This window comes from Candidatus Kurthia intestinigallinarum (assembly GCF_003991225.1).
Lineage (GTDB): Bacteria > Bacillota > Bacilli > Bacillales_A > Planococcaceae > Kurthia > Kurthia populi.
Genome location: NZ_JTFC01000042.1, coordinates 190,056 through 213,527, shown reverse-complemented (window position 1 = coordinate 213,527; position 23,472 = coordinate 190,056). Strand labels below are relative to the sequence as shown.

Here is a 23,472-nt window from a genome sequence, read left to right as displayed (position 1 = left end):
TAACGATGACGAACGGAGGCGAATAGGCATGGAATGGATTGGTCTTGTAATTGCAGTTGCGTTTTTAGTACTCATTGGTATCGCATTTTATCGTGTTGTGATTAAACGCCGCCCAGTAGAAGATATGTATACGCCATTTGATAATGCCACATCTGGAAAAGACGATGGCGTGACGCGTCATCCGATTCAAGATGATAACACCTATATTGAGCCGACAACTGAAGATACGAAAAAATAAAGAAAAAAGCAGGAATTGCGTAGGTGTTCGCAATTCCTGCTTTTTTAATGGGCATAGCCATTTTTGTAGATTGTCCCATTATACATACCATTTGCGACAATACCATCAACAAAATATTTGCCGCTGTCTTTATGAATGCCCGTTAATCGGACACCGTCTACATAACGAATGGCATCGACAACACCAGAGAAGGCGCGACCATTTTTATAAAGAATACCATCATAGGTACCACTTGCTACGATGCCTTTCACAAAATATTTGCCACTTTCGTTGTGAAAGCCTGTTAGCGGTTTACCGTCCACATAACGAATGCCATCAGGTCTTTGTACGCCGCTATAGGGCGCACCATTATGATAAAGTACACCTTTATATGAATAGCGTCCTACCTTTTCAATCGCATCATAATAGAGCGTATTTTTGTAAACAGCATAGCCTTTTACCGGCTGATTGGTTTTCTTATTGTATAACGTATAATAGACCAATTTATAGGAGGCGGCAGATGCCGGTGTTGTAGCAACGAGTAGTAATGCAGCACAGCTACAGGTAGCAACGATTTTTTTAAGTTTTTTCATAAGCGATCATCAGCTCCTTCAATAGGTGATGTTGTTGGTTTCTTCTTTTATATAAAAGAAGCCTCGTAAAATGGTTAAGCCTTTTTCATGAGGATGCGCTAGCATTTCCTGATAAAGTATTGCGATTGTATGACCGCACATTAGCCCTAGCCATAATGCTACAGAGACAGATAAAACAAAGGGCTGAATACATAGCAGCGCACAAATGAGCTGAATAACTGCAATGTCTAGCATCAGACTTCGAGTTAATGACTTTGATGAACTAGTTGCATATCTATGTGGGAATTGCAATGTCACGAGATACCCTAAAATAACAGCAAAAAATCCAAAGATAGCCATATCACTAATCAATGTAGCAAGCACGCGCCAAATAGGTATAGTAGCAACTGCGGTGACTACATACTGTGGCACAAACTGAAAATAGTACTGTGCAGCGTTCGTAAACGAAGAAGGAAAGTACAGCGAACTGTCTGTAATATGTTGTATTTTCTGTAAAAAGGGGATAAAGCAGTAGATGCCTATAAGAAATGCCACATATCCTTCTAAAATCCATGCTCGTATCTCATACATCCTTTGTAATTGTACTAATTTTATAGGATATTTTACCATAAAAACGCTCCTTAAAATGGATAACTTAACCTATTATATCATTTTATTGTAAGTGAAAATACTCATTTTTTGATTTTTAAAATACCCTATGGTGTGTAGAAATTCTATAAGAAAAAATAGGTGTAATAGATGTTGTAACATAATATGAATAAAATTAAAATTGTATAAAAAGCTGAAATAAAGGGCCTAATAAAAAAATAAATTCTTTTCTTTGACTTTATACCTCATGGGGTATATGATATTAATCGTAAAGTAATTACTGAAAAGAAAATACCATTAACCGTATAGGAGGTCGTTTTATGTTTTCATTTTTTTCAAAAATACCATCAATTTCAACAGCACAATTAAAAGATTGTCTAAATGACAAAGATAAGGTATTTATCGATGTACGTACGAAAGCGGAGTATAAATCGAACGGCTTACGTCAATTTAAAAATATGCCACTTGGTTCAGATTACAGTAAGTTACCAACAAACAAAGAAATTGTCGTGATCTGTCAAAGTGGTATGCGCTCAAAAGCAGCATGCAAACAAATGAAAAAGCTCGGCCTGAACGTGACAAATGTTCGCGGTGGTATGAGTGCTTATTAAGGAGGAACAATGATGAAGGAAATTTCAACAACAGATGTATTAGCAAAAATGAATGCAGGTGAGGCGCTACATTTAATTGATGTGCGTACACCACAAGAAGTGGCAGAAGGACATATTGAAGGGATTGATAATATTCCTTTGCACTTATTAGAGGCCAAATTACCAGATTTGAATAAGCAAACACCTTATATTTTAGTATGTCGTTCATCTGCACGCAGTGGACAAGCAACACAATTCTTAACAGATATGGGCTATGACGCGACAAATATGGTCGGTGGCATGCTTGCTTGGGAAGGTCCAGTAAAATAACACATTATATTATAATTCGTTAATTAATAGGAGGAAATTTATTATGTCAAACAAAGTAGCTATTATCGCATCAAACGGTGGTCTTTTCGACGCTTATAAAGTATTCAATATCGCAACGGCAGCAGCCGCAACTGACAAAGAGGTAGCCATCTTCTTTACATTTGAAGGGTTAAACTTAATTCACAAAGAAGCGATGCATGCACTACCACTACCAGCAGGGAAAGAAGCAATGGCAGAAGGCTTTAAACAAGCGAAAGTGCCAGCTATTCCAGAATTAGTTGAAATGGCGCAAGATTTAGGTGTAAAAATGATTGCTTGTCAAATGACAATGGATGTAATGGGTTTAACTAAAGAAGCATTTATTGATGGAATCGAAGTAGGCGGAGCTGTTACATTCTTAGAATTTGCTAAAGATGCAGCACCTTCATTATCATTCTAATGAATTGTTTTAATAAAAATCGTCCATGCTTCGTGCAAAATACATCGGTTCTTATGTTTTATATGAAGAGAGCGCTCTACCGTATAAAAGTTACGATAAAACGTGTACTATAGAATGTGGACTAAGGCACAAATGAAAGAAGGCACATTATGACCATTGGATTTATTGCAACGTTATTTGCTATCGGGATTGTGGGTTCGTTTATTTCCGGCATGCTCGGTATTGGCGGAGCTATCATCAAATTTCCGATGTTATTATATATCCCGGCGCTACTCGGTGTGGGATCATTCACATCGCATGAAGTATCAGGTATTACGGCGGTTGAAGTGCTTGTGACATCGATTTCAGGTGTACTTGCTTTTCGAAAGGGCAACTATTTAAATGCTAAACTCATTTTCATTATGGGGACTGCTGTATTAGTGGGGAGCCTCGGTGGAAGTTTTTTATCAAGCAGCTTTAGTGAGGAAGGCGTCAATATCGTATACGGTATTTTTGCGTTACTTGCTGCTGTGTTGATGTTGATACCAAGAAAACAAGTGCCAGATACAACAGAAGTAACCTTTAATAAACCACTTGCAGCAGGTCTAGCGCTATTTGTTGGGGTTGGATCTGGTATTGTAGGTGCAGGCGGGGGCTTTTTACTCGTACCAATTATGCTCGTTATTTTAAAAATTCCAACGCGCGTAACAATTGCTTCGAGTCTAGCGATTACATTTATTTCGTCAATCGGGAGTTCAATTGGCAAGATTTCAACGGGACAAGTTGAGTGGTTGCCTTTCATCATTTTAGCAGTTGCAGCAATTATTGCCGCTCCACTTGGCGCTAAGGTTGCAAAAACGATGAATACACGAGCACTTCAAATTTTCTTAGCTTTACTCATTACGCTAACAGCTGTGAAAATTTGGACGGATATTTTGTTTTAAAAAAATGAGGCTGGGACATAAGTGTAAAACAATCTCTCATATGAGCATAAGAAAAACCGGAATCGCGCTGTTGCGCGGTTCCGGTTTTTCGTTGCGAACACTAAAAAAGGAAAATAAAGTGTTTGTCCCAGCCTCATTTTTTCTATTTAATGGTTAATACATCACGTTTTAGCACATGATGCTGTTTATAACGGATGATGAGGGTATACGTTTCTCCCTTTTCTACGATATTGGTGGCGCTTTGTAAATAGAAAGGATGCAATAACATGTTGAAATCCTCAATGGTTGTTCCTTCTTCAAATTGTTCGATATGAATGAGTTCTTCGTCATGATGCAGTAGTTGAATGGACTGCATATCGAGGGGCTCTTTTGTTAACTGCTCGATGTCATAGGTCCAAGTAGTATCATCAAATGGTCGTTCAAACGAAACCTTCCACATGTCGGTTAACGTATTGTTCGACATGCGGTGCATCGCAAATAATACCGTATACAAAATAATGAAAAATAGCGCGGCAAATAGCAACCACGGGATGGCTTTTTTCATGGATATTCCTTCTTTCCCTTTCAGATTCCGCTAATAGTTTAGTTTGAAAAACGTGTTGTATGACGCAGTGCCCTTAAATAACACACGAGCGATAATAAACTAACACACGCCATCACAAAATATAGCGCGGATGCGGCATGTGTTAACAGTAACCCGCCAAGCATCGGTCCAAGAAAGCCACCGAAGCTTTGGAACTGCATGACCCCCAAATAGGTCGCCTTTTGATGAGCAGGTGCAATCATTTCAATGACCGCACTCATCATTGGGAAAACAAAAATTTCGCCTACTGAAAAAATAATCATCGCCACAATATAAAATGACCAGCTATCGGCTAATTGAAAACAAATCATCCCGCCCGAAAATAGTAAGACACCGGTAATTAAGCTCGTTTTAATCGACACGCGCTCGCTTAAAATGCCGAGTGGTAGCTGAAGAATTAATACCGTCGCAGAGTTTATAGCAATCAGGACAGAGTAAAGTGCGACGCCATCTGCCATTGTCAGATTAAGTAACTGCGGCATAGTGGATGATGTTTGTGAATAAACAAAGGTCCCAAGAACGCTTGCTACGACAAGTAATACGAGCGTATGGTCGTGAACAATGGCCTGAACAATATTGCCGACACGTTGTTTTTGATGCAGAGTGGTTGGTGCGTTGGCATGGCGTAAAATCCATAGTAGCATGATAGCATAGATTGCATACATCGATGCCGTAATTAAAAATGGGGTGCGCATAGAGCCGGCTTGAGCGATTAAGACACCGACTAACGGTCCAACAACGGCAGATAAATTAATCGCTGTGTAGCGAATCGAAAATAAGCGGCGGCGTTTTCGTTCATCTGTATAATCAATCATTAATGCTTGTGAAGCGGGCTCGAAAAAAGAGCGACATAAGCCATTTAATGCATTGCAGATGACGAGTGTCCAAATATTAGGCGCAAAGGCGAAGCCAAAAAAGACGAGACTCCAGGCAATCATTGAGACAATAATGACGGGCTTTCGACCAATACGGTCCGTTAAAAAGCCACCGAAGAAGCCGCCAAATGTTGCGGTGAGCTGTGGAATACCGACAGCTAAGCCAATCATGAGCGCAGAGGCATGAAAATCCTGTTGTAAATAAATAGCCAAAAACGGCATAGTCATAAAACTTGCCGTACGCGCAAAAACCGTGCCGGCTAATAACTGCCAGACAATCGGGTGGAAGTAGCGCATCAGAAGACTCCCTTCGAATGAAATATGCTCCTAATCATAGCACAGTTTTCACAAAAAAAGTCGCTTCCAATAAAGTGCATAAAAAAAGCAGAAATTGCATCATTTTGCAATTTCCACTTAGAAAATATTTTTTATTAATCTTCCTCATATGTTGGACGTTTTGCCGCATTTTCTCTTGCAACAATTTCAAGTGAAATCCACGTTAAGGCAGCAGTAATCGTAATGAAGGCTGTTGCGCCCCAGTAATACCCCTTTTCTAAATACACCCAATCGGTATTGTAAATACTGACACAGCAATAAATGATGGATACGACGGCGATGACCGAGGCAATGCCTGCGTAAATACGGTCAAGCTTCGTACCACCTTTTTCAACAACGGTTGTAATGGATTTTGCTGCAGAAATAACGGAAAAGACAATGATGCCAGACATCGCAGTATAGTAACCACGCTCAAGCAGGAGCCAGTCAATATTATTCCAAACACTAATATTAAAGTAGGCGAATGAAAAAATAAGACCGACTGCACTAATAATTAAAATAAATTTATTCATGCCAAAAACCTCCTTTTACCGTTTCATACCCACTAATGAGAAAAATGAAGATTAACAGTGAAACAAAAGGAGGATGGCACTAAGCACAAAGAGAACTTATATACCTTTCGTGCTAAAATTTTACTTCGGTAGTAAAGCAAGATGCAAGGCTTGTTTGGCGTCCGTTCGTATGCCATTCCTTGTAGATACGGAACACCTCTGCTATATCTCCCTTGTAGCGCACGTCGACAAGCTGCTGTACCGTAATGAAGCTACGGCAATATTCATAAAAGATTTCCGTTAAATTTTGACGGGCATAGGTCGCCTGTCCAAAATTATCAATAGGTTGTGTGCCGAACTGTGGGGTATAGTGCTCTACAATTGCCTGATCCATCGCGAGGCGCTCATTAAATTGCGCGCGTCCAAGCAAATGCTTGCGAGCAATATAGTCGCACATCCCCTCCTCGAACCAAATAGAGTGCTCGTAATCACCGCTAAAGTCGTCAACGAAAAAATCTGAGTGATGCACAAGTTCATGCCCGGCAATTGTTAAAATTTCATTCAGTGTAATGGTATTAAAATATGTACGAATAGGCTCAGGGCTATCTGCAAAAGCCTTAGCATAAAAGCCTTTCCACTCATCAAGTTCAGGTGAGAGATAAATAAAATCCTCACTCGTATAAGCAGCAAGTGGTTTTTCATCTCTAAAAAAATTTGTCGCAAGCTCCCACGTCGTCCAAATAAAACCCTTTGGCATATCCCGAACGGCGAAATCACTGCGTAGCCATTGTTGAAAGGGCTCAAGTTGTTGTTTTAGCCACTCAATATCATGAAGGGGTGCTTCTAATGGCTTTTCAAACGCATAAACATGGCGCATCGTTATTCCTCCTTTTTAATTAGTATACAATATTTTTCCAATTATTAGGGATTTATCTGCTGACATGACAAAAAGGTCCACAAAGCGTAGATTTTGCGTTAAAGTAAAAGAAGAGATTTTACGGAAAGGGTTTTGACGATGAAGTATATTTACCGAACAGAGGCACTGACAAAAGCGCCGCTACGCCAGTTAGCGCTAATTGAAAGTGATGTGCCGCTATGTTATGTATCACTTAAATTAAGTGTTGTTGATGCGCTTATTGCACAGTGTGATGCGTTACTAGCGCGCTATCAAAAACAACTTGAAAAGAATGCGAGCCGCTTTCAATCGATGAGTGCGGTGCGTAAGCAATATAGTGACCAGGAGAAAGCGCTGAAGTCGCTTCAAAGCGTTTATGATGCATATCGTGCGCAGGAAACACCTGATACTGCGATGGCGCTATATGAACATGTCATTCGCCATATTGAATTTGCCGCAAAACATATACCGTTTATTTACGATGCCAATGCCTGGCTTCTCGCAAAACATCATGTAAGTTGTGCGAGTATCCGTGCATTTTTTGATGATTTATACGATGTGTCAGTAGACGTCTATGCTGCTAATATAACGTCAGATGAGCTCGGGATTCGCGATGGCTATATGACATTTTATATGATGGATACCGATGTGTTATACGATTTTCCAACTATGCTACGCACCGAGGATTTGCCGAATTTTGTGCTGAATATAACGACGTATTTTAAAAAGGATACAATGCATGGCAAAACGAAAAGTGCGGTCATCGATCATGCGTTTTCACGTATTGTACAAGGCTTAGCACTTGCCCCACTTTCGAGCGAGGTGTTTTTATTCCGTCCAAACCCTGCATTTCGTGTCCAGCTAAGCACTGAAAAGCTCCAGTTGATTACCGAACGAAAGCGTTATACGATCCAGCGCCTGCAGTCTTTTGAAACGATTGTACATACGGCGACGCATTATGAGAATGGCCGCTACACCCGCTCGATGGAAGCGGTCGAAAGCGAAGCGACACCGCTTATTGAAGCGTTTGAGCAGCAACCTTATCTCGCATGCGTCTACAATGACGTCGCAAGCGGCTTGCAAGACGGGGCCCATTTACCGACAACAATCGAAGTTATTGAGGACCTTCACGCATTTATTGAAGAAAAAACTACTACATTACCACCACAGCAGCGTGCCTTTAACGCGCTACTATTACGCCATTTTGAAAAAGAGGGATCTACGTCATGCAACAATTAGTGAAACAGCTTTTAGCAACAGAACAAGCAATGAATGCCAATTTCATTGAACGCCAAGCAGAAATCCGCGCGATTATGCTCGCATTAATTGCGAAGAAAAATATTTTATTAATCGGCCCACCAGGGGTTGCCAAATCGAGTGTCATTCAGCAATTCATCGATGCCTTTTCAGACGTCAATACGTTCACACGTCTAATTTCACCAACGACGCAGCCAGATGAATTATTTGGTTCCGCAAAATTTGATCGTTTAAAAGAAGGCGTAATCGAGCGTAATATTGACGGTCAATTACCAACGGCACATTTCGCCTTTTTAGATGAAATTTTTAAATCGACGTCTGATTTATTGAACGGCCTATTAAAAATTATGAACGAGCATCAGTTTGAAAACGGGACGGCTGTACTGAAAACACCGCTATTTACGCTAATTGGCGCAAGTAATGAATTTCCCGAGGAGGATGACCTAGCCGCTTTATATGACCGCTTCCTCATTCGACGCGAGGTAGCGAGCTTAAAAACACCGGACGCATTGTTATCAATGCTTAGTTCATCTACCACTGCAGTCGATGTTCCACCGATTTCACTCGCCCAGCTACGTTCATTACAGCAGCTTGTGACCACTGTCACAATACCTGCAGCGATTTTAGAGCAACTTGTGGCCATTCATTTCCGCTTAAAAGAGCAGGGGATTCCGGTGTCAGACCGCCGTACAAAGCAATGTCTTGTACTACTACAAGCACAGGCGCTATTAAGTGGGCGTATGCAGGTCGTGACGAATGATTTACTCGTACTTGAGGATGCGCTCTGGATTGAAGCGGATGACCGCGTGATAGTAAATGAGATTATCCATGAATACGTGCTGACGCCACTTGACCATGCCTTTGAAAAAGCAGAGGCATTTTACGGTAATGTCATGGAGTCTGTCAAACGTTTTAAAACGGCACCGGATTTCGCCTATAAAGCGTATACAGAATATGCATCTGAGGCATATAATGACTGGCAAGCTGTGAAAGTAGAAATCGAAGAATTACTCGATACGACTGAACAGCGACAACGCTTTGAGGCACTTGAAGAAGAAGTGGAGCAGGCGCTAACGAAGGTGTTGCTATAATGCCACTACAACAGGAGCACGCACAAATTGCGGCGCAGTATACACGCATTCGTCAGCAATTCCCAAAGTTCGATGAATTGATTGCTACGTATGATTATCCGCATTTTGATACGCTAATCAGCGACCTATGGCAGGCGCTGTATAGCGGTGAAACGACATTAATAGAAGAAGATTCGGTTAATTATGTGCTGTTACAGCAATTATTTCACAGTGAGGCCTTTCTAAAGCTCCACGGCAATGCAAAGGGCAATTTACTACTGGCGACACTCACGACGTGGCGCTTTAGTTATGTGACGGGCGAATGGCTCAAAAAAATGACGGATGAACAGACGCCGGCTGATGTAGACGAACAACCTGCTGCCTCAGAGGAGGAACTTGACTACGAGGCATCGTCTAATTCAAGTGGTGCCGGGAGCGATACACTGTCTCCCGCAGAACTTGCTACGCTTTTTGGGGATGCAGAAGCACTTGCAGCATGGCAGGATATGCTAGATGAAGAGCTACAGGAGGTCGAGGAAGTATCGTCGAATGTCGATGAATTACTACGTGGTCTTGCGCCGAGTGTTGGTGCCGGTGATGCAGGAAAAGTCCCTATACAGGAGCAGCTTGCACTGGCCGCGGAGCTAGCAAAAAATCCAGAGCTTCAAAAAATTGCCGAGTGGGCAGGGCGCTTTAAGCTAAAGGCGCGCAATGTACGAAAGACAAAGCAGGTCCGCACAATTTTAAAACAGGGCATGACGACGGGAAACGCGGCGGAGCGTCTACTGCCGATTGAATATTTAAAGTCTGAGGCAGCGGAATCGAAACTTGATTTTATGCATCGTTTCGCTGAAGGACGCACGCTCATGTATGATTATAAAAAGCGCACAAAAAAGGGAAAGGGCGCCTTTGTTGTGTGCTATGACGAGAGTGGCAGTATGCAGGAACTTGATGTCGAAGGAAAGGGCTTTGTGCTCGCGCTGTTGGCGATTGCCAAAAAGGAAAAGCGCGATTTTGTGTTTATTCCATTTAGCGGCGATGTAGGCTACAGTGACGTCAAGGTGTTTAAAAAAGGGCGCTATAGCGTGCGTGATATGCTCGATGTCGCAGCATCATATATCGGTGGCGGCACAAATTTTGAAGCACCGCTACGCGAGGCCATGCAGCATTTAGAAAAATCCGCAAAAGATGGCGATATTGTCTTTATTACGGACGGCATGTGCCATATTTCGGATGACTTTATTGCGGAATTTAACGCCTTAAAAGATAAAAAACAATTTGAGATGCTGAGCTTACTTGTCGGCTACAATAAACATGAGGGGCTACTGCCAGCAGTATCAGAGTTGGTCCTGAAAATTCATGATTTTGAAGATGAGCAAGGGGCCGTGGCATTTACGTTATAGGAGATTAACATTGTGGGAACATTTTTACTCGCTTTCGGAATTTTTGCTGTGACGATTTTTTTCGTCATTTGGCAACCGAAAGGCTTTAATATCGGGTGGACAGCGTGTATTGGTGCCGCTGTTGCTCTACTTGCAGGTGTCGTTGATTTTGGTGATGTAAAAGAAGTAATCGGCATTACGTGGAATGCGACGCTTGCATTTATTGGTATTATTTTAGTGTCACTTATTTTAGATGAGATCGGCTTATTTGAGTGGGCCGCGCTTCATATGGCGCGCCTCGCAAAAGGAAGCGGCATTCGCTTATTTATTTACGTTAGCGTACTCGGTGCGGTTGTGGCTGCATTATTCGCCAATGACGGGGCCGCGCTTATTTTAACGCCAATCGTCCTCGCGATGGTGCGAAATCTGCACTTTAAAGAGGCGATGCTCCTGCCGTTTATTATGGCAAGTGGCTTTATCGCGGATACGACATCGCTACCGTTTACGATTAGTAATTTAACGAATATCGTCTCGGCGGACTTTTTTTCAATTGGCTTTATGGAATATGCATCGCGTATGTTCGTGCCGAATTTATTTTCACTCGTAGCAACGATTACGGTATTGTCCATTTATTTCCGTAAACATATTCCAAAGCACTATGATGTCGCGTCGATAAAGGCACCAAAGACGGCCATTCGTAATCAGACGCTCTTTCACTGGTCATGGGTCGTCCTCGCCATTTTACTTGTTGGTTATGTTCTTAGTGAGCCACTTCATATTCCGGTATCGTTTATCGTCCTTGGAACAGGCTTACTGTTTTTAGTGGCGACCAGTCGTTCAGATACGGTAAAAACGAAAGCTGTACTCAAAGGTGCCCCGTGGAATATTGTGTTATTTTCCATTGGAATGTATGTTGTCGTTTATGGTATGGGCAATGCAGGCTTTACAACGGTGCTTGCGGAGGTCATTGAGTGGTGCGCATCGCATGGTTTATTTGCAGCAACCATCTCAATGGGCTTTATTGCGGCGGTATTATCCTCTGTGATGAATAATCTACCGACCGTCATGATTGATGCGCTCGCAATTGCCGAGACATCGACAAGTGGTATCATACGTGAGGCACTTATTTATGCCAATATTATTGGTACAGACTTAGGACCTAAAATCACGCCGATTGGCTCGCTCGCGACCCTTGTGTGGCTGCATGTACTGCGTCAGCAAGGAATTCGCATTTCTTGGGGCCAGTATTTCAAGCTAGGCATACGTTTAACGCCACCTATTTTGCTAATTACGCTTTTAGGGCTTTACATTCGCCTGATACTTCTGTAGGATAACAAATAGGGATTGTGGAATGGAAATTGTGTGTGTGATGAATTACGTTAGACATACATAGAAAAAGCAGAAATCGTCAGTAGGCGATTTCTGCTTTTTTTGTTGTACGAAGGTAAAGAAAAGAGACTTAGACAACAGTCAAAGTCTCTTACAAGTCAAAACTAATGAGCAACTTTTGTTCCGTTACGTTTTGCTTGGCGGTGTTTTTCAATTTCTTCAGGTGGTAGTGATAAATAGTTGATATCGTATGCGTTGATTACGAAAAGCGCAAGCACTGAACCGATACCAATTACCATGAAGATGATAGTAGTGATAATAGCCATCATAGGTATATAACCTCCAATCCGTTTACGCTTATTATAGGTGATTTTTTCGCTTATGACTACAGCAAAAAGAAAGCCGTTACAAAAAGTTCATGAATGGCCGCTAAAAATAGGGATATTATCGTGAAATTGTAATCATTTCGTCATTTTTAAAGAGGGGCAGACAAAACTTAAGAATTTCTTCATAATTATTATAAGCAAATGTTAAGAAATTATTTATACGATAGAGGTACTTCGAGAGGGAGGCAATGGACATGTATACGATTTTAGTAGTCGACGATGATGCGGATATTCGCAGCGGAATTGAAATTTATTTGAGAAATGAGGGGTATGCGGTCGTACAGGCAGAGAACGGAGAAGAGGCGCTTGCATTACTCGCGACAACAGAGGTTCATTTAATTATTTTAGATGTCATGATGCCAAAATTAGATGGGATTCAGGCGACATTTAAAATTCGAGCAGAGCGTAATATTCCGATTATTATGCTGAGCGCAAAAGTAGAGGAAGCGGATCAAATCCTAGGGCTATCTGTCGGTGCGGACGATTATATGACGAAGCCCTTCCGTCCGCTTGAGCTACTGGCACGCGTGAAGTCTCAACTGCGCCGCTATATGACGCTTGGTACATATGCTGTAGAAAATAATGCGGCGACGATAGACGTCGGTGATTTGAGCATCAATGTGGAAACAAAGCAATGCTTTGTCAGCGGCAATGAAGTGAAATTAACACCGCTTGAATTTCAAATTTTGACGTTGCTCATGCAGCATCCTGGTCGTGTCTATCCAATAGATGCGATTTACGAAGCGGTCTGGCAGGAACCTGCTTATAATGCGGCGAACATCGTCGCTGTTCATATCCGTAAAATCCGCGAAAAAGTAGAAGCTAATCCAAAAAATCCGCAATATGTGAAAGTAGTATGGGGTGTCGGCTATAAAATTGAGCAGCCGTAGTTGGTCGATTATTGCAACGATATTAGGCTTATCGACAATTATTGTATGTGCTGTTCACTTTCTCTTATTAAAATGATGAGGTGATAAAGGTGAGAAGAGGATTTATTAGTATGTTGCTGGCGCTGAGCTGTGTCGCACTTGTGGCATATGTTATGTTTGGCTTTAATAATCCGGCGAAGGATGCTGAAAATGTTCAAAATATAGCTGGAAATAATATGACACTAATAGAGAAGGAGATTATTTTACAGCATAAATTAAAGGATTTACTGAAAAACACGACCGTAACCGATGCAGATTTACAGATGTACCGTGCAAGCTTAGCAAGCTCAGAAAATGAACGGACAGAAAATCTTCGCGGTGCGTATAAAAACGTTATGAGCTATAAAACATCAGCTAAGCAAAAAAAGGCGCTGGAGCGGGAGCTAGAAGCAGCACTTCGCTACAATCAAAAAATTTATAATGACGATGCGTTTACAACGAAAATTGTGTTGCCTATAAAAAAACAGCATATTAAAAAATATTATGAGAGTTTAAAAAATGATGATGCACAGTTAGATGGTATTGTCTATAAAGCAACGAATACAAAAACGGGACAAGTATTCTCAAATGAAGATACAACGGAAAAAGCTATATTCTCTGAAAAACAATCAAATGTTAATCTTAATCCCTATGACTATTATTATGAATGGTACGATGCTCCTGAAGATGTCTTAGAATTTGAGCTTATCCCAGCGGAGGATGCAACATACGATATTCAGTGGTATTTACCAGCATCAGCAAAAGCTACGACCGAGCTTGGAAAGGCTATAACGCAAGCTGAGCAGTCGAAGCTTGTATTACAAATCATTCAAATTGCAGGTATCATTGCATGTGTTGTCGCGCTAATTTTATGGTGGCCAATACGCAAAAAATATCCGAAGCTATCTTGGCCGATTGAAGTGTTAGCTGTGCTATCGCTTGTGATTGGCGTGATTGGCTTATTAATTGGCGGAAATGTGACATCAATCTTCACACAGAGTTACTATGGTTCTACTATCGATTATTTTGCCCTTATTAGTATGTGGGCCATTTCCGCTTTCTTAATTTATTGGCTACTGCAATTTATGCATAATATTGTTTATGCATTCCGCGAGGGAAATGTACGTGAGCGCTTGTTTTCAGTGAAGTTTGGTCAAATGCTTGCACAGGCACTTCAACTGCCACAATATACTTTCTTTACGCTATTTTCTTGGTTTGCCTTTTTCCTAGCAGGGATTGGATTCCTCATTGTTATGCAGTATAATTTCAACAGTAGTATACTAATTATTTACATCTTCTTATGGCTCGTTGTGATGCTACCCATTATGTACAAGGGACTGAAGCATTTAGCGGCGATGAAACAAGTGATGGATCAAACGAATGAAGCCTTACTTGGTCACAAGAATACAGCGCTAACAGGCTCGTCACCGCTTGCGAAGCATTCACAGCGCATTCAGCAATTAAAAATGGGTGTCGATGAATCAATGGCTGAAAAGCAAAATAGTGAGCGTATGAAGACCGAACTGATTACGAATGTGAGCCATGATTTACGAACGCCACTGACGGCAATGATGACGTATACAGACTTACTAAAAAATCCGGCATTAACGGCTGAGGAGCATGCGAAGTATATTGAGGTGCTCGATGCGAAAACGCAAAAATTAAAAGTCTTGATTGATGATTTATTTGATGTCACAAAAATGGCATCTGGTCAGGTTGAGTTGCATAAGCAGACGATTGATTATGTCCAGTTACTCCAGCAGCTTGTTGGGGAGCATGAAGAGCTTGCGACCGCGCATCAATTAACGATTCGCACACAGTTTGATACAGAAAGCTATTCACTGACGGTGGACGCGGCGAAATGGGCACGTATGATTGATAATTTAATCGGTAATGCCATTAAATATAGCGCGCCTAACACACGTGTGCATGTGCAATTAAAAGCAGGTACACTGACTATTAAAAATGTCTCTGCCTATGAATTAACGGAAAATGTCGATGAGCTTGTGGACCGCTTTAAACGCGGCGATGCATCACGCCACACTGAAGGCTCTGGCCTTGGTCTTGCGATTGCGCAGTCCATTGCCAACTTACATGGCACACATTTAGTAATTCAAGTGGATGGCGATTTATTTAAAGTGACCGTGAAACTGCCGTAGTAATATAAAAAACCCAGCCGATTTGGCTGGGTTTTTTTCTTACGGGCGACGTACAACAAGTACATCACAAGTCGCGGTGCGTAAAACAGCACTTGCGACACTACCGACAACAAGATGGTCTAAGCCACGGACACTTGATGCACCAATGATGATAAGATCGGCACCAACATCTTTGGCGATTTTTTTTGTGATGATCGAGCGCGGAGAACCGGCTTCGACAATGACATCAAATTGTGTTTCTGGTAAACCACTTTTTTCAATGAATTGTTTCACCGCTTCTTCGGCCTTTGCATGTGCTGCTTGTTTTAACTGTTCTTCTGTCTGTGTTAAATTTTCAAAGCTAGGCCAGTTGCGTGTATCCACGACATTCGCCACATGAATTTTTGCGGTATGGCGCCCCGCCACGTCAATTGCGTGTTCTAAAACGAGTGGTGATACTTCAGAGCCATCAATACAAACTAAAATATGTTGATACATAAAAATCCCTCCCTACACCTAGTATACATGGTGCGGGGAGGGGAATCGACAACTTTTTACAAATCTGGATGAACGACAAGCACATCGCATTTTGCCGTATTTAAAATATGCATCGTTACATTACCAACAAAGCGTTCTGCGCCTTTTTTCGGACTACGTGCCCCACAAATAATAAGACCAGGATTTATTTCCTTCGCAATTTTCGGTGTGATTAACTTTCGAGGAGATCCTGCTTCGACAATAATATTGACGCGGTCATAGCGTTCAGGCGTATCGGATTTTGCTTTGTAGGAGGCGACAACTTCCTGACATTTTTTATACGCATCCTCAGTCATTTGATCAAAGGTCATTGCTGCATAACTTTTCATATAGGGGATAGCACGCATATCGATAATTCGTACTAAATAGACATCCGAATCATAACGTCCGGCGACAACAATTGCTTGTTCAAACAATTTATACGACATTTCCGTTCCATCTACACAAACCATGATTTTCTCATACATGTGAAACCCTCCCTAGTAGTTTTATTGGTTATATAGCACTTTTGTAAGCGCTTTAAACATTGACTGGCACTTGTGGCACAAAAATGAATAAGGTGAATATTGTCAATTCCTCCTTACCTTGTCTATACCCGTATTTGTTCGAAGAAATGTGGGTATAGGGTAATTAATATCGAGAATGGGAGTGATCTACGTGAAGAATAGTGACAACATGATGGAACGCTTTATTGAGATGGAACGTCTTGAACGTTCAAAGGATTCACATGACTGGCTCCTTTGGCAAACGATAAAAGAAATTTTTGCAAAGCGCGATAGCAAAAGTTATTGGCGCTTTCCTTTATATACAAAAATAGAAGATACATTCGAACAACCGGATATTTTAATTATTGACCGAGAGGAAGGCATTTTGATGCTGCATGTGCATACAGGTGAAGTAGATGCGGCAACATTACGGCAAGAAAAAAAGCGTGCTCAAATACAGCTAGAAAGTTTAATGGAAGTCTTTAATCGAGGAGATCCACGTACAGAAAATAAAATACACGGTAAGTCCTTTGTAGTCGTCCCGCATATTGCACAACATGACATGGACGATGCGCATTTTATATTCGGCAATAAGCTGACACCTAACCGCCTATGGCAAACGATGAAAGATGCTGAATATCAAATAAAAGGTGCTCGATTTAATGACGAGCGCTTTTTATTAGTACAGTCGTTATTACATGGTATTCGCCTACGTGAGCGCGAACAGCGACCAACGAAGACCGGCACACGCTATGAAGTGGTTTATGAGTTATCAAAGCAAGCGAAGGAAGTAGATTTAAAGCAAAATGAATTGGGTAAAATTATTCCACCAGGACAGCAGCGTATTCGCGGCATTGCAGGAACAGGGAAAACCGTTGTACAGTGTCAAAAAGCAGCGCATATGCATTTGAAATATCCAGATTGGCAAATTGGCTTTGTATATTTTTCACCGCATTTGCAAGAAACGATTATCGACCAAATCGACCATTGGCTACGTTATTTTAGTAATGATGCGGTAAGTTATGAGACAGCAAAATCACATATTCAGGTAAAATCATTTTTCGGTGATGATGGCTTTTTTGCGACAATTTGTGAAGCGCATAGCTATGAGCCACCAACACACCAATTACTGAAAAAGCAGCAGCATATTAGATCGGATAGTGATTTAGTTGGCGCATTATGCACAGACTTTTTAAGCAATGTGTATATTTTTACACAACTATATGATGCATTATTAATCGATGAAGGCGAATGCTTTGTATCAGACGAGCAGTATCGTTATAAGGATAAACAAGCGTTTTACTGGCTTGCTTATCAGCTCGTACAGCCAATTGAAAATGAGAAGGTAAATCGCCGTTTAATTTGGGCGTACGATGAGAGTACGGATTTAACCAAAATGTTGACACCGACCGCACGCGATTTATTTGGCGAGGAGCCGTCATTTCGTCATTTTGTGACAGGAATGCATAAGGGTGGCTTGTTAAAAAGTGATATTATGCATCGCTGCTATCGTACACCTGGACCGATTATCGTTGCGGCACACACAATCGGTATGGGACTACTGCGAAAAGAGGGAATGTTGGCTGGCATTACGACGAAGGATGCATGGCAACATTTGGGTTACGAAGTGCGGATGGGCGTGTTCCAAGAAGGGGAGCAAATTGTGTTATATCGCCCACCAGAGCATTCACCAAATAGTGTGCCCAAGCTATGGAATGGCGATTTAGTAACGCTTGAAACGTATGCCTCACGTACACAGGAGCTTGACGATTTAGCGAAGCGTCTACAGCAAAATATACATGAAGATGAGCTCGATTGTACGCGGCATATCGCAGTGCTCGTCTTTGGCGAAGATGAGAAATTGTTAGAAGAAGTAGCAACGGGGCTAGCAGAACGTGGCGTGCCGACACATATTCCAGATGATAGGACGTTTTCAGTGCCTGGGGCTGTGACGGTATCAACTGTAGAGCGAGCGCGTGGGCATGAGGCATATATGCTGTATGTTGTTGGTATTGATAAACTTGCAATGGATGAACGGAATCAATTATTACGCAATGAATTATTTATAGCGTTGTTACGCACGAAAGCTTGGTGTCATTTATCTGGAATTGAGGGAGGTAGCTTTTATGATGAGTTACATGACGTAATGAAATGCGGTAATACAGTAACGTTCATTTTTAAAAAAAGTAGTGAGTAGGAGCGAAAAGCGATGGAAAAAGCGATGATTATTATAAATCCAACATCAGGCAAAGAGCAAGGCACATCTTGTATTGAACAATTAAAAAAACAATTAGCACATTATGAGGTGACGGTTTGTGAAACACAAAAGGAAGGCGATGCAACGGACTTTGCCAAAGAAGCTTGCAAGCAGCAACTAGATTTAGTGGTGCTTGTTGGAGGTGATGGAACGGTGCATGAGGGTATTAATGGCTTAGCCGAACAAACATATCGTCCAAAGGTTGGTGTCGTACCTCTTGGGACAGTAAATGATTTTGCACGTGCATTGTCCATTCCACTTGATGTGGAAGGAGCAATTGCCTGCATTGGTGGTCCATCCGTAGAGGTGGATATTGGTAAGCTCAATGGTCGGTACTTTACAAATGTTGTAGCAATCGGTTCATTGCCAGACTCGGTGGGCAATGTATCGAGTGAGCAAAAATCAATGCTTGGCTCGCTTGCGTATGCATGGGAAGGTACAAAGGCAGCATTTCAACACGAAACCTATTCTTTTGATATTGACGCAGACGGTCAACAATTTTCAGAGGAGTCTTTACTCGTATTAGTGGCGCTAACAAATTCTGTAGGAGGTATGTCTACAATTGCGGATCAGGCCGCTGTAGATGATGGCTATTTACATGGGTTTGTTGTGAAATCTGGCTCTGTTTTAACAATCGCGAAATTGATGACGAAAATTGCTGCTGGAACATTCCGAGATGATAAAGATGTGCATGCATTTCGAGCGCATCAAATGACGATTAATGGACCATCCGACATTCAACTTAATGTTGATGGAGATATGATGGAGCATTTGCCTGCACATTTCTCTATCTTGCCAAAACATATTACGGTATATGGCAAACGTCAATAGAAAATGTCGCATGTCATGATAATCGATTATCTTTTCTATTTTTTAAGAAAAATAGTGGATAACTTCAGAAAGCGTCTTTTAGATACGACATATTTATGAGTAAGCGACAGCCTTAGGGGATAAGACACAACACTTTAGTGGAAATTTGCCTAGTCGTCGATAAATAACAAAAAAGTAGCGTATTTTATACAAATAATTTGCGCGTTGACAACGCTTTTTTTATTAAAAGCTCATGAAAAAGCAGCAAAAAACACCCCTTTTTCGTCTGGAAAAGGGGTGTTTTCGGGCCGGAATAGGTCGATGCAACATGTATAGAAGCATTTTGAATAAATGACAATGCATTTTTGGACGTGCGTGAAAATTTACGCTTCAAGTGTGCGAAAAATGCCCCTCAGAGCTCGATTTTGCGCCTGTTTTTCGTCATTTTGGGTTTTTATCGGCTTTTTTCGCGCCCGTAAAATTGCGATAAATGACAGCTTTTCATAAAGATTTGTTATTTTCTATGTAAAAGCGTAATTATTTTTGGCGTTGTCACATATTTTCAGTTATGTCGTAGCCAAAACACGCTTCTTGAGCCTCTGATCCATTTCTGAAAAATGAAATCGTTCTACGCGCTAAAAAATTATACCTCCAATTGCCAGCCCTTACCGATGTCAATCCATTGTCGGTAATTGCTAAATGTTTCGAGCTCAGCAATGGTTAGCTCGATAGCACTGTTCGCTGTACCGCATGCAGGAAAGACCGTTGTAAATCGTTTCAGTGAAGCATCTAAAAAAATCGGTACGGTTTGTGGTACACCAAAGGGACAAACACCACCGACTGCATGACCGACAAGCTGTTCTACATGTTCTGGGGCGAGCATTTTCGCTTTGACACCAAATTGTTCTTTAAATTTTTTATTGTCGATTTTGGCATCCCCAGCTGCAACAATCATAATTGCATCATCGCCAACACCGAATGTTAAAGATTTCGCAATTCTTGCAGGCTCACAGTTTAATGCATTGGCCGCTTCTTCTACTGTTGCGGATGATTCATTTAATAATTGAATACGCTCATTTACGTGAAACTGAGCTAAATGTTTTTCTGCTAATGCTAAACTCATACTATCTCCTCCTACTTTCAATTATACAGAACATTCTGTTATCCTTGAAGTAGTAAAAATTAACATAGGATTGTCATGTTAATCTTATGAAAAGAGGGTAATAAACAGATAAAGAGTAAAAGGGGTGGTGTTTGGATGGATATTCGTATTGCGACAGCAGACGATGCGGCACAATTAGTAGAAGTAATTAAAAATGCCGATGCATATGATTCAGTTGTGTTCCAGCTAGGAGAAATCGATTTAAATGAAGCGCGGATTGCGAAGTGGATAACGGACAATAAAGATTCGATGACGATCTTTGTAGCGGAGGAAGCGGGCGATATTATTGGTTATCTGCAAGTGAAGCGTGGTGTCATACATAGCACGAAGCACTGCGGAACAATCGCTGTTGGCGTGCATAGTAAGGCACGAAGTTCAGGTGTCGGCACGAAGTTATTCGAACATATGCATGCTTGGTCGCGTGATAATGGCTTACACCGTCTAGAGTTAATGGTGTTAACGAATAATGTAAAGGCCATCTTCCTCTTCCGTAAAATGGGCTATACGATTGAAGGAACAAAGCAAGATGCCATGTTAATTGATGGACGATATATTGATGAATATTATATGACACGTTTTATTGATGAACAATAATCGTGAGTTGAGGGCAAAGCATTTCGCTTTGCCTTTTTTTATGCATTTTGTATGATGAAGGATAGAGGAGTGAATACGATGGTAACAATTTTAGTAGCTGACGACGATGTACATATTTTAGAACTTGTATCGTTGACATTACGAGATGCTGGATATGACGTTCTAACAGCGAAGGATGGTATGGAGGCACTGAGCATTGCAAAAAAACAAGTAATTGATGCGGCAGTGCTTGATGTAATGATGCCATTTATGGACGGTTTTGAATTAACAAAAGAGCTGCGTAAAAATATTGATCTACCTATTATTTTACTGACAGCAAAAAATCAAATTAATGACAAAGCGAAAGGCTATGAATCGGGTACAGATGATTATTTAGTGAAACCTTTTGATGTACAAGAACTATTATTTCGCTTAAAAGCGCTACTGCGACGCTATCATGTACAGGAAGACAGTGACGTGCTAAAGGCAGGCAATTTAATGATTTATACAGCGAGTTTTAAAGTCGTCGTAGGCAATGAAACCTTTTTCTTGCCACCGAAGGAATTTGAACTTCTCCGTTTTTTAGTTGCGAATAAACGACAAGCTTTTACGCGTGAACAGCTGATTGAGCATGTATGGGGACTTGATTTTGTAGGTGATACGCGTACAGTCGATGTGCACGTCAAACGTCTACGAGAGCATTTCCGTGATTTAGTCGAAGACATTGAAATTAAGACAGTACGCGGTGTTGGGTATATGCTAGAGGTTTATGCATGAAGACGCTGTATACAAAATTTGTCGCTTTAACGGCTTGTATTATGGTTGTGAGCTCGCTTATCGCTTTTGTATTGGCAAATGGCTATTACCAGCAAAAGTTAAAGCCTGAAAATGATGAGAAAAATATGCGTATTGCACAAAGTATTGCAGAATTTACGTCCTTGCATCCAGATATATCACTAGATGAATATTTAGAGAATTTATCTGAAATTGGCTATCAATTTTATATTGTCGAGGATAATGGCAATGAACGTTTTTTCGGTTCGGCGTTTCGCGATACAACAATATCAAAGCAAGCCATTGACGACGTTTTAGCGGGCAAACCCTATCATGGCATACGTGATTTTCCACAACAAACATTTGTGACAGGCTTTTTTGCCAATGAATTGTCTAATACGGTGGGTGTGAAGCTTTCACATGATCAGCATCAATATGCATTATTTTTACGACCAGATATTAAATTATTATTTAATGAAATGCATGGGCTATTTGGTGTTATGTTTGCAGCAGCTATTTTATTAAGTATTTTATTTGTTTTTATTAGTACGTATTATTTGGTCAAGCCTATTCGTAAATTGACACGTGCAACGCATGTCATTGCAGAAGGGAAATTTGATGTGCCACTTGATGTGACGACGAAAGATGAGATCGGGCAACTGGCAACGAGCTTTTCATATATGACGGCACAGCTTGCGAAAATGGAAGATGTACGCCGCGAATTTATTTCAAATGTGTCGCATGATATTCAGTCGCCACTTTCTAGTATTAAAGGCTATACGAATTTATTGGCAAAAGATACACTAACGAATGAGGATAAGAAAGTGTATATTGACGTTATTAATAGTGAGATTCAGCGGTTATCCAATTTAACACAGCAATTGCTACAACTAACATCCATTGACCAAATGCAGCATTTAGTGAAATTTGAAAAAGTGGATTTCACAGCCTTATTACATGAAATGCTTCATCAGCATCGCTGGAAGATTGGGCAAGCAGGCATTATGTTGCGCTCTCAAATTGAGGATATTGAACTTGAAGCAGATGCAGTCATGTTAGGAACGATTGTCGATAATTTATTGACGAATGCAACTAAATACAATCGTGATGGTGGCAGTATTGAAGTGATTGCTACAAATGATGGAGATAAAGTACGCCTAGAAGTAAAAGATAGTGGCATTGGCATGACAGACGAACAACGCCAGCAAATTTTTAAGCGTTTTTATCGTGCGGATGATGCTCGTACGCAAACCATCTCAGGCTCAGGATTAGGTCTATCAATTGTTGAATCAATGGTACAGCTACACAATGGTATAATTACGGTCGATAGCACGTTGCATAGGGGCACGATGTTTACGGTGTTATTACCAAAAAAACAAGCTAAATAAAAAAAATAGAGAAAATGTAGGGAGTGTCTGCTGAGATGCTATTTCATTTTCTCTATTATTTTGTCTGAAAATTAGTTTTTAAATGATTAATATTTAGTATAATATAACTATTTTTCAATTAAAATGTTTAAAATTTTAATAAATATGGTATTTTAG

Annotated in this window: 26 protein-coding genes; 16 read left to right on the top strand and 10 right to left on the bottom strand. The window is 40.9% G+C overall.

The genetic code is table 11. The annotated features are described in order from the left end of the window. Positions 1–28: 28 nt before the first annotated feature. Entirely contained in the window at positions 29–238 is a 210-nt protein-coding gene (locus tag QI30_RS17580) for a DUF3951 domain-containing protein (protein WP_126991887.1), read from the top strand. A gap of 44 nt (positions 239–282) precedes the next feature. On the opposite strand, the gene QI30_RS17575 is transcribed toward QI30_RS17580, so the two are convergent. Together QI30_RS17575 and QI30_RS17570 are read right to left on the bottom strand one after the other, a co-directional pair. Further along, positions 283–810 carry a hypothetical protein gene (locus tag QI30_RS17575; RefSeq protein WP_126991886.1) on the bottom strand — a complete coding sequence of 176 codons (528 nt, stop codon included), beginning with the start codon at positions 808–810 and terminating at the stop codon, positions 283–285. 18 nt (positions 811–828) lie between these two features. Further along, positions 829–1,419, bottom strand: coding sequence for a hypothetical protein (locus tag QI30_RS17570; protein ID WP_126991885.1), 591 nt, complete (start codon positions 1,417–1,419; stop codon positions 829–831). 299 nt (positions 1,420–1,718) lie between these two features. On the opposite strand from QI30_RS17570, the gene QI30_RS17565 reads away from it, so the two are divergent. The 4 genes from QI30_RS17565 to QI30_RS17550 all read left to right on the top strand — a co-directional run bounded on the left by QI30_RS17565 (position 1,719) and on the right by QI30_RS17550 (position 3,680). Beyond that, a complete protein-coding gene (locus QI30_RS17565) occupies positions 1,719–2,009 on the top strand; it encodes a rhodanese-like domain-containing protein (RefSeq protein ID WP_126991884.1) in 291 nt (96 codons plus the stop codon). Between the two features lie 12 nt (positions 2,010–2,021). Next, positions 2,022–2,318 (top strand): rhodanese-like domain-containing protein, encoded by a 297-nt coding sequence (locus tag QI30_RS17560; RefSeq protein WP_126991883.1) that lies wholly within the window; start codon positions 2,022–2,024, stop codon positions 2,316–2,318. A 43-nt stretch (positions 2,319–2,361) separates the two neighbouring features. Continuing rightward, a complete protein-coding gene (locus QI30_RS17555) occupies positions 2,362–2,757 on the top strand; it encodes a DsrE/DsrF/DrsH-like family protein (RefSeq protein ID WP_126991882.1) in 396 nt (131 codons plus the stop codon). 149 nt (positions 2,758–2,906) lie between these two features. Next, entirely contained in the window at positions 2,907–3,680 is a 774-nt protein-coding gene (locus QI30_RS17550; RefSeq protein ID WP_126991881.1) for a sulfite exporter TauE/SafE family protein, read from the top strand. Positions 3,681–3,822: 142 nt separating this feature from the next. Here QI30_RS17550 and QI30_RS17545 read toward each other — a convergent pair whose 3' ends face one another. The 4 genes from QI30_RS17545 to QI30_RS17530 form a co-directional block, all read right to left on the bottom strand. Further along, a complete protein-coding gene (locus QI30_RS17545; protein WP_126991880.1) occupies positions 3,823–4,224 on the bottom strand; it encodes a hypothetical protein in 402 nt (133 codons plus the stop codon). Between the two features lie 38 nt (positions 4,225–4,262). Then, positions 4,263–5,435 carry an MDR family MFS transporter gene (locus QI30_RS17540; RefSeq protein ID WP_126991879.1) on the bottom strand — a complete coding sequence of 391 codons (1,173 nt, stop codon included), beginning with the start codon at positions 5,433–5,435 and terminating at the stop codon, positions 4,263–4,265. Between the two features lie 134 nt (positions 5,436–5,569). Continuing rightward, positions 5,570–5,986 carry a YiaA/YiaB family inner membrane protein gene (locus tag QI30_RS17535; RefSeq protein WP_126991878.1) on the bottom strand — a complete coding sequence of 139 codons (417 nt, stop codon included), beginning with the start codon at positions 5,984–5,986 and terminating at the stop codon, positions 5,570–5,572. Positions 5,987–6,098: 112 nt separating this feature from the next. Beyond that, complete coding sequence (locus QI30_RS17530) at positions 6,099–6,842, bottom strand: hypothetical protein (protein ID WP_126991877.1); 744 nt, start codon at positions 6,840–6,842, stop codon at positions 6,099–6,101. 138 nt (positions 6,843–6,980) lie between these two features. Here QI30_RS17530 and QI30_RS17525 point away from each other — a divergent pair, with 138 nt between their 5' ends. From QI30_RS17525 to QI30_RS17510, 4 genes are read left to right on the top strand one after another with little or no spacing between them, the layout of a single operon-like run. Beyond that, positions 6,981–8,099: a hypothetical protein gene (locus tag QI30_RS17525; RefSeq protein ID WP_126991876.1), complete on the top strand. Its 1,119-nt coding sequence runs from the start codon at positions 6,981–6,983 to the stop codon at positions 8,097–8,099. Further along, complete coding sequence (locus QI30_RS17520; RefSeq protein ID WP_126991875.1) at positions 8,087–9,208, top strand: AAA family ATPase; 1,122 nt, start codon at positions 8,087–8,089, stop codon at positions 9,206–9,208. Before QI30_RS17525 ends, QI30_RS17520 begins: the two co-directional genes overlap by 13 nt. After that, positions 9,208–10,590: a hypothetical protein gene (locus tag QI30_RS17515; RefSeq protein ID WP_126991874.1), complete on the top strand. Its 1,383-nt coding sequence runs from the start codon at positions 9,208–9,210 to the stop codon at positions 10,588–10,590. The genes QI30_RS17520 and QI30_RS17515 overlap by 1 nt, the downstream gene beginning before the upstream one ends. 12 nt (positions 10,591–10,602) lie before the next feature. Beyond that, positions 10,603–11,898 (top strand): arsenic transporter, encoded by a 1,296-nt coding sequence (locus QI30_RS17510; protein ID WP_126991873.1) that lies wholly within the window; start codon positions 10,603–10,605, stop codon positions 11,896–11,898. A 164-nt stretch (positions 11,899–12,062) separates the two neighbouring features. Here the strand turns inward: QI30_RS17510 and QI30_RS20495 are convergent, their stop codons facing one another. Continuing rightward, positions 12,063–12,227, bottom strand: coding sequence for a hypothetical protein (locus tag QI30_RS20495; RefSeq protein ID WP_158621059.1), 165 nt, complete (start codon positions 12,225–12,227; stop codon positions 12,063–12,065). Between the two features lie 245 nt (positions 12,228–12,472). On the opposite strand from QI30_RS20495, the gene QI30_RS17505 reads away from it, so the two are divergent. Next, the gene (locus QI30_RS17505) at positions 12,473–13,174 is read left to right on the top strand and encodes a response regulator transcription factor (protein ID WP_126991872.1); all 702 of its coding nucleotides are present in this window, start codon (positions 12,473–12,475) and stop codon (positions 13,172–13,174) included. Positions 13,175–13,263: 89 nt separating this feature from the next. Next, on the top strand, positions 13,264–15,351 hold the full coding sequence (locus tag QI30_RS17500; RefSeq protein ID WP_126991871.1) for a histidine kinase dimerization/phospho-acceptor domain-containing protein: 2,088 nt from the start codon (positions 13,264–13,266) through the stop codon (positions 15,349–15,351). A gap of 39 nt (positions 15,352–15,390) precedes the next feature. Here QI30_RS17500 and QI30_RS17495 read toward each other — a convergent pair whose 3' ends face one another. Together QI30_RS17495 and QI30_RS17490 are read right to left on the bottom strand one after the other, a co-directional pair. Next, the gene (locus QI30_RS17495; RefSeq protein WP_126991870.1) at positions 15,391–15,828 is read right to left on the bottom strand and encodes a universal stress protein; all 438 of its coding nucleotides are present in this window, start codon (positions 15,826–15,828) and stop codon (positions 15,391–15,393) included. Between the two features lie 56 nt (positions 15,829–15,884). Continuing rightward, positions 15,885–16,334, bottom strand: a complete 450-nt coding sequence (locus QI30_RS17490; protein WP_126991869.1) for a universal stress protein — start codon at positions 16,332–16,334, stop codon at positions 15,885–15,887. 190 nt (positions 16,335–16,524) lie between these two features. Here QI30_RS17490 and QI30_RS17485 point away from each other — a divergent pair, with 190 nt between their 5' ends. Continuing rightward, complete coding sequence (locus QI30_RS17485; RefSeq protein WP_126991868.1) at positions 16,525–18,549, top strand: DEAD/DEAH box helicase; 2,025 nt, start codon at positions 16,525–16,527, stop codon at positions 18,547–18,549. 12 nt (positions 18,550–18,561) lie between these two features. Then, entirely contained in the window at positions 18,562–19,440 is an 879-nt protein-coding gene (locus tag QI30_RS17480; RefSeq protein ID WP_126991867.1) for a diacylglycerol/lipid kinase family protein, read from the top strand. A gap of 622 nt (positions 19,441–20,062) precedes the next feature. Here QI30_RS17480 and QI30_RS17475 read toward each other — a convergent pair. Then, positions 20,063–20,542 carry a YbaK/EbsC family protein gene (locus QI30_RS17475; RefSeq protein WP_126991866.1) on the bottom strand — a complete coding sequence of 160 codons (480 nt, stop codon included), beginning with the start codon at positions 20,540–20,542 and terminating at the stop codon, positions 20,063–20,065. 135 nt (positions 20,543–20,677) lie between these two features. Here QI30_RS17475 and QI30_RS17470 point away from each other — a divergent pair, with 135 nt between their 5' ends. The 3 genes from QI30_RS17470 to QI30_RS17460 all read left to right on the top strand — a co-directional run bounded on the left by QI30_RS17470 (position 20,678) and on the right by QI30_RS17460 (position 23,316). After that, positions 20,678–21,175 (top strand): GNAT family N-acetyltransferase, encoded by a 498-nt coding sequence (locus QI30_RS17470; protein ID WP_126991865.1) that lies wholly within the window; start codon positions 20,678–20,680, stop codon positions 21,173–21,175. 78 nt (positions 21,176–21,253) lie between these two features. Continuing rightward, the gene (locus QI30_RS17465; RefSeq protein ID WP_126991864.1) at positions 21,254–21,931 is read left to right on the top strand and encodes a response regulator transcription factor; all 678 of its coding nucleotides are present in this window, start codon (positions 21,254–21,256) and stop codon (positions 21,929–21,931) included. Continuing rightward, positions 21,928–23,316 (top strand): sensor histidine kinase, encoded by a 1,389-nt coding sequence (locus QI30_RS17460; RefSeq protein ID WP_126991863.1) that lies wholly within the window; start codon positions 21,928–21,930, stop codon positions 23,314–23,316. The genes QI30_RS17465 and QI30_RS17460 overlap by 4 nt, the downstream gene beginning before the upstream one ends. Positions 23,317–23,472 lie beyond the last annotated feature (156 nt).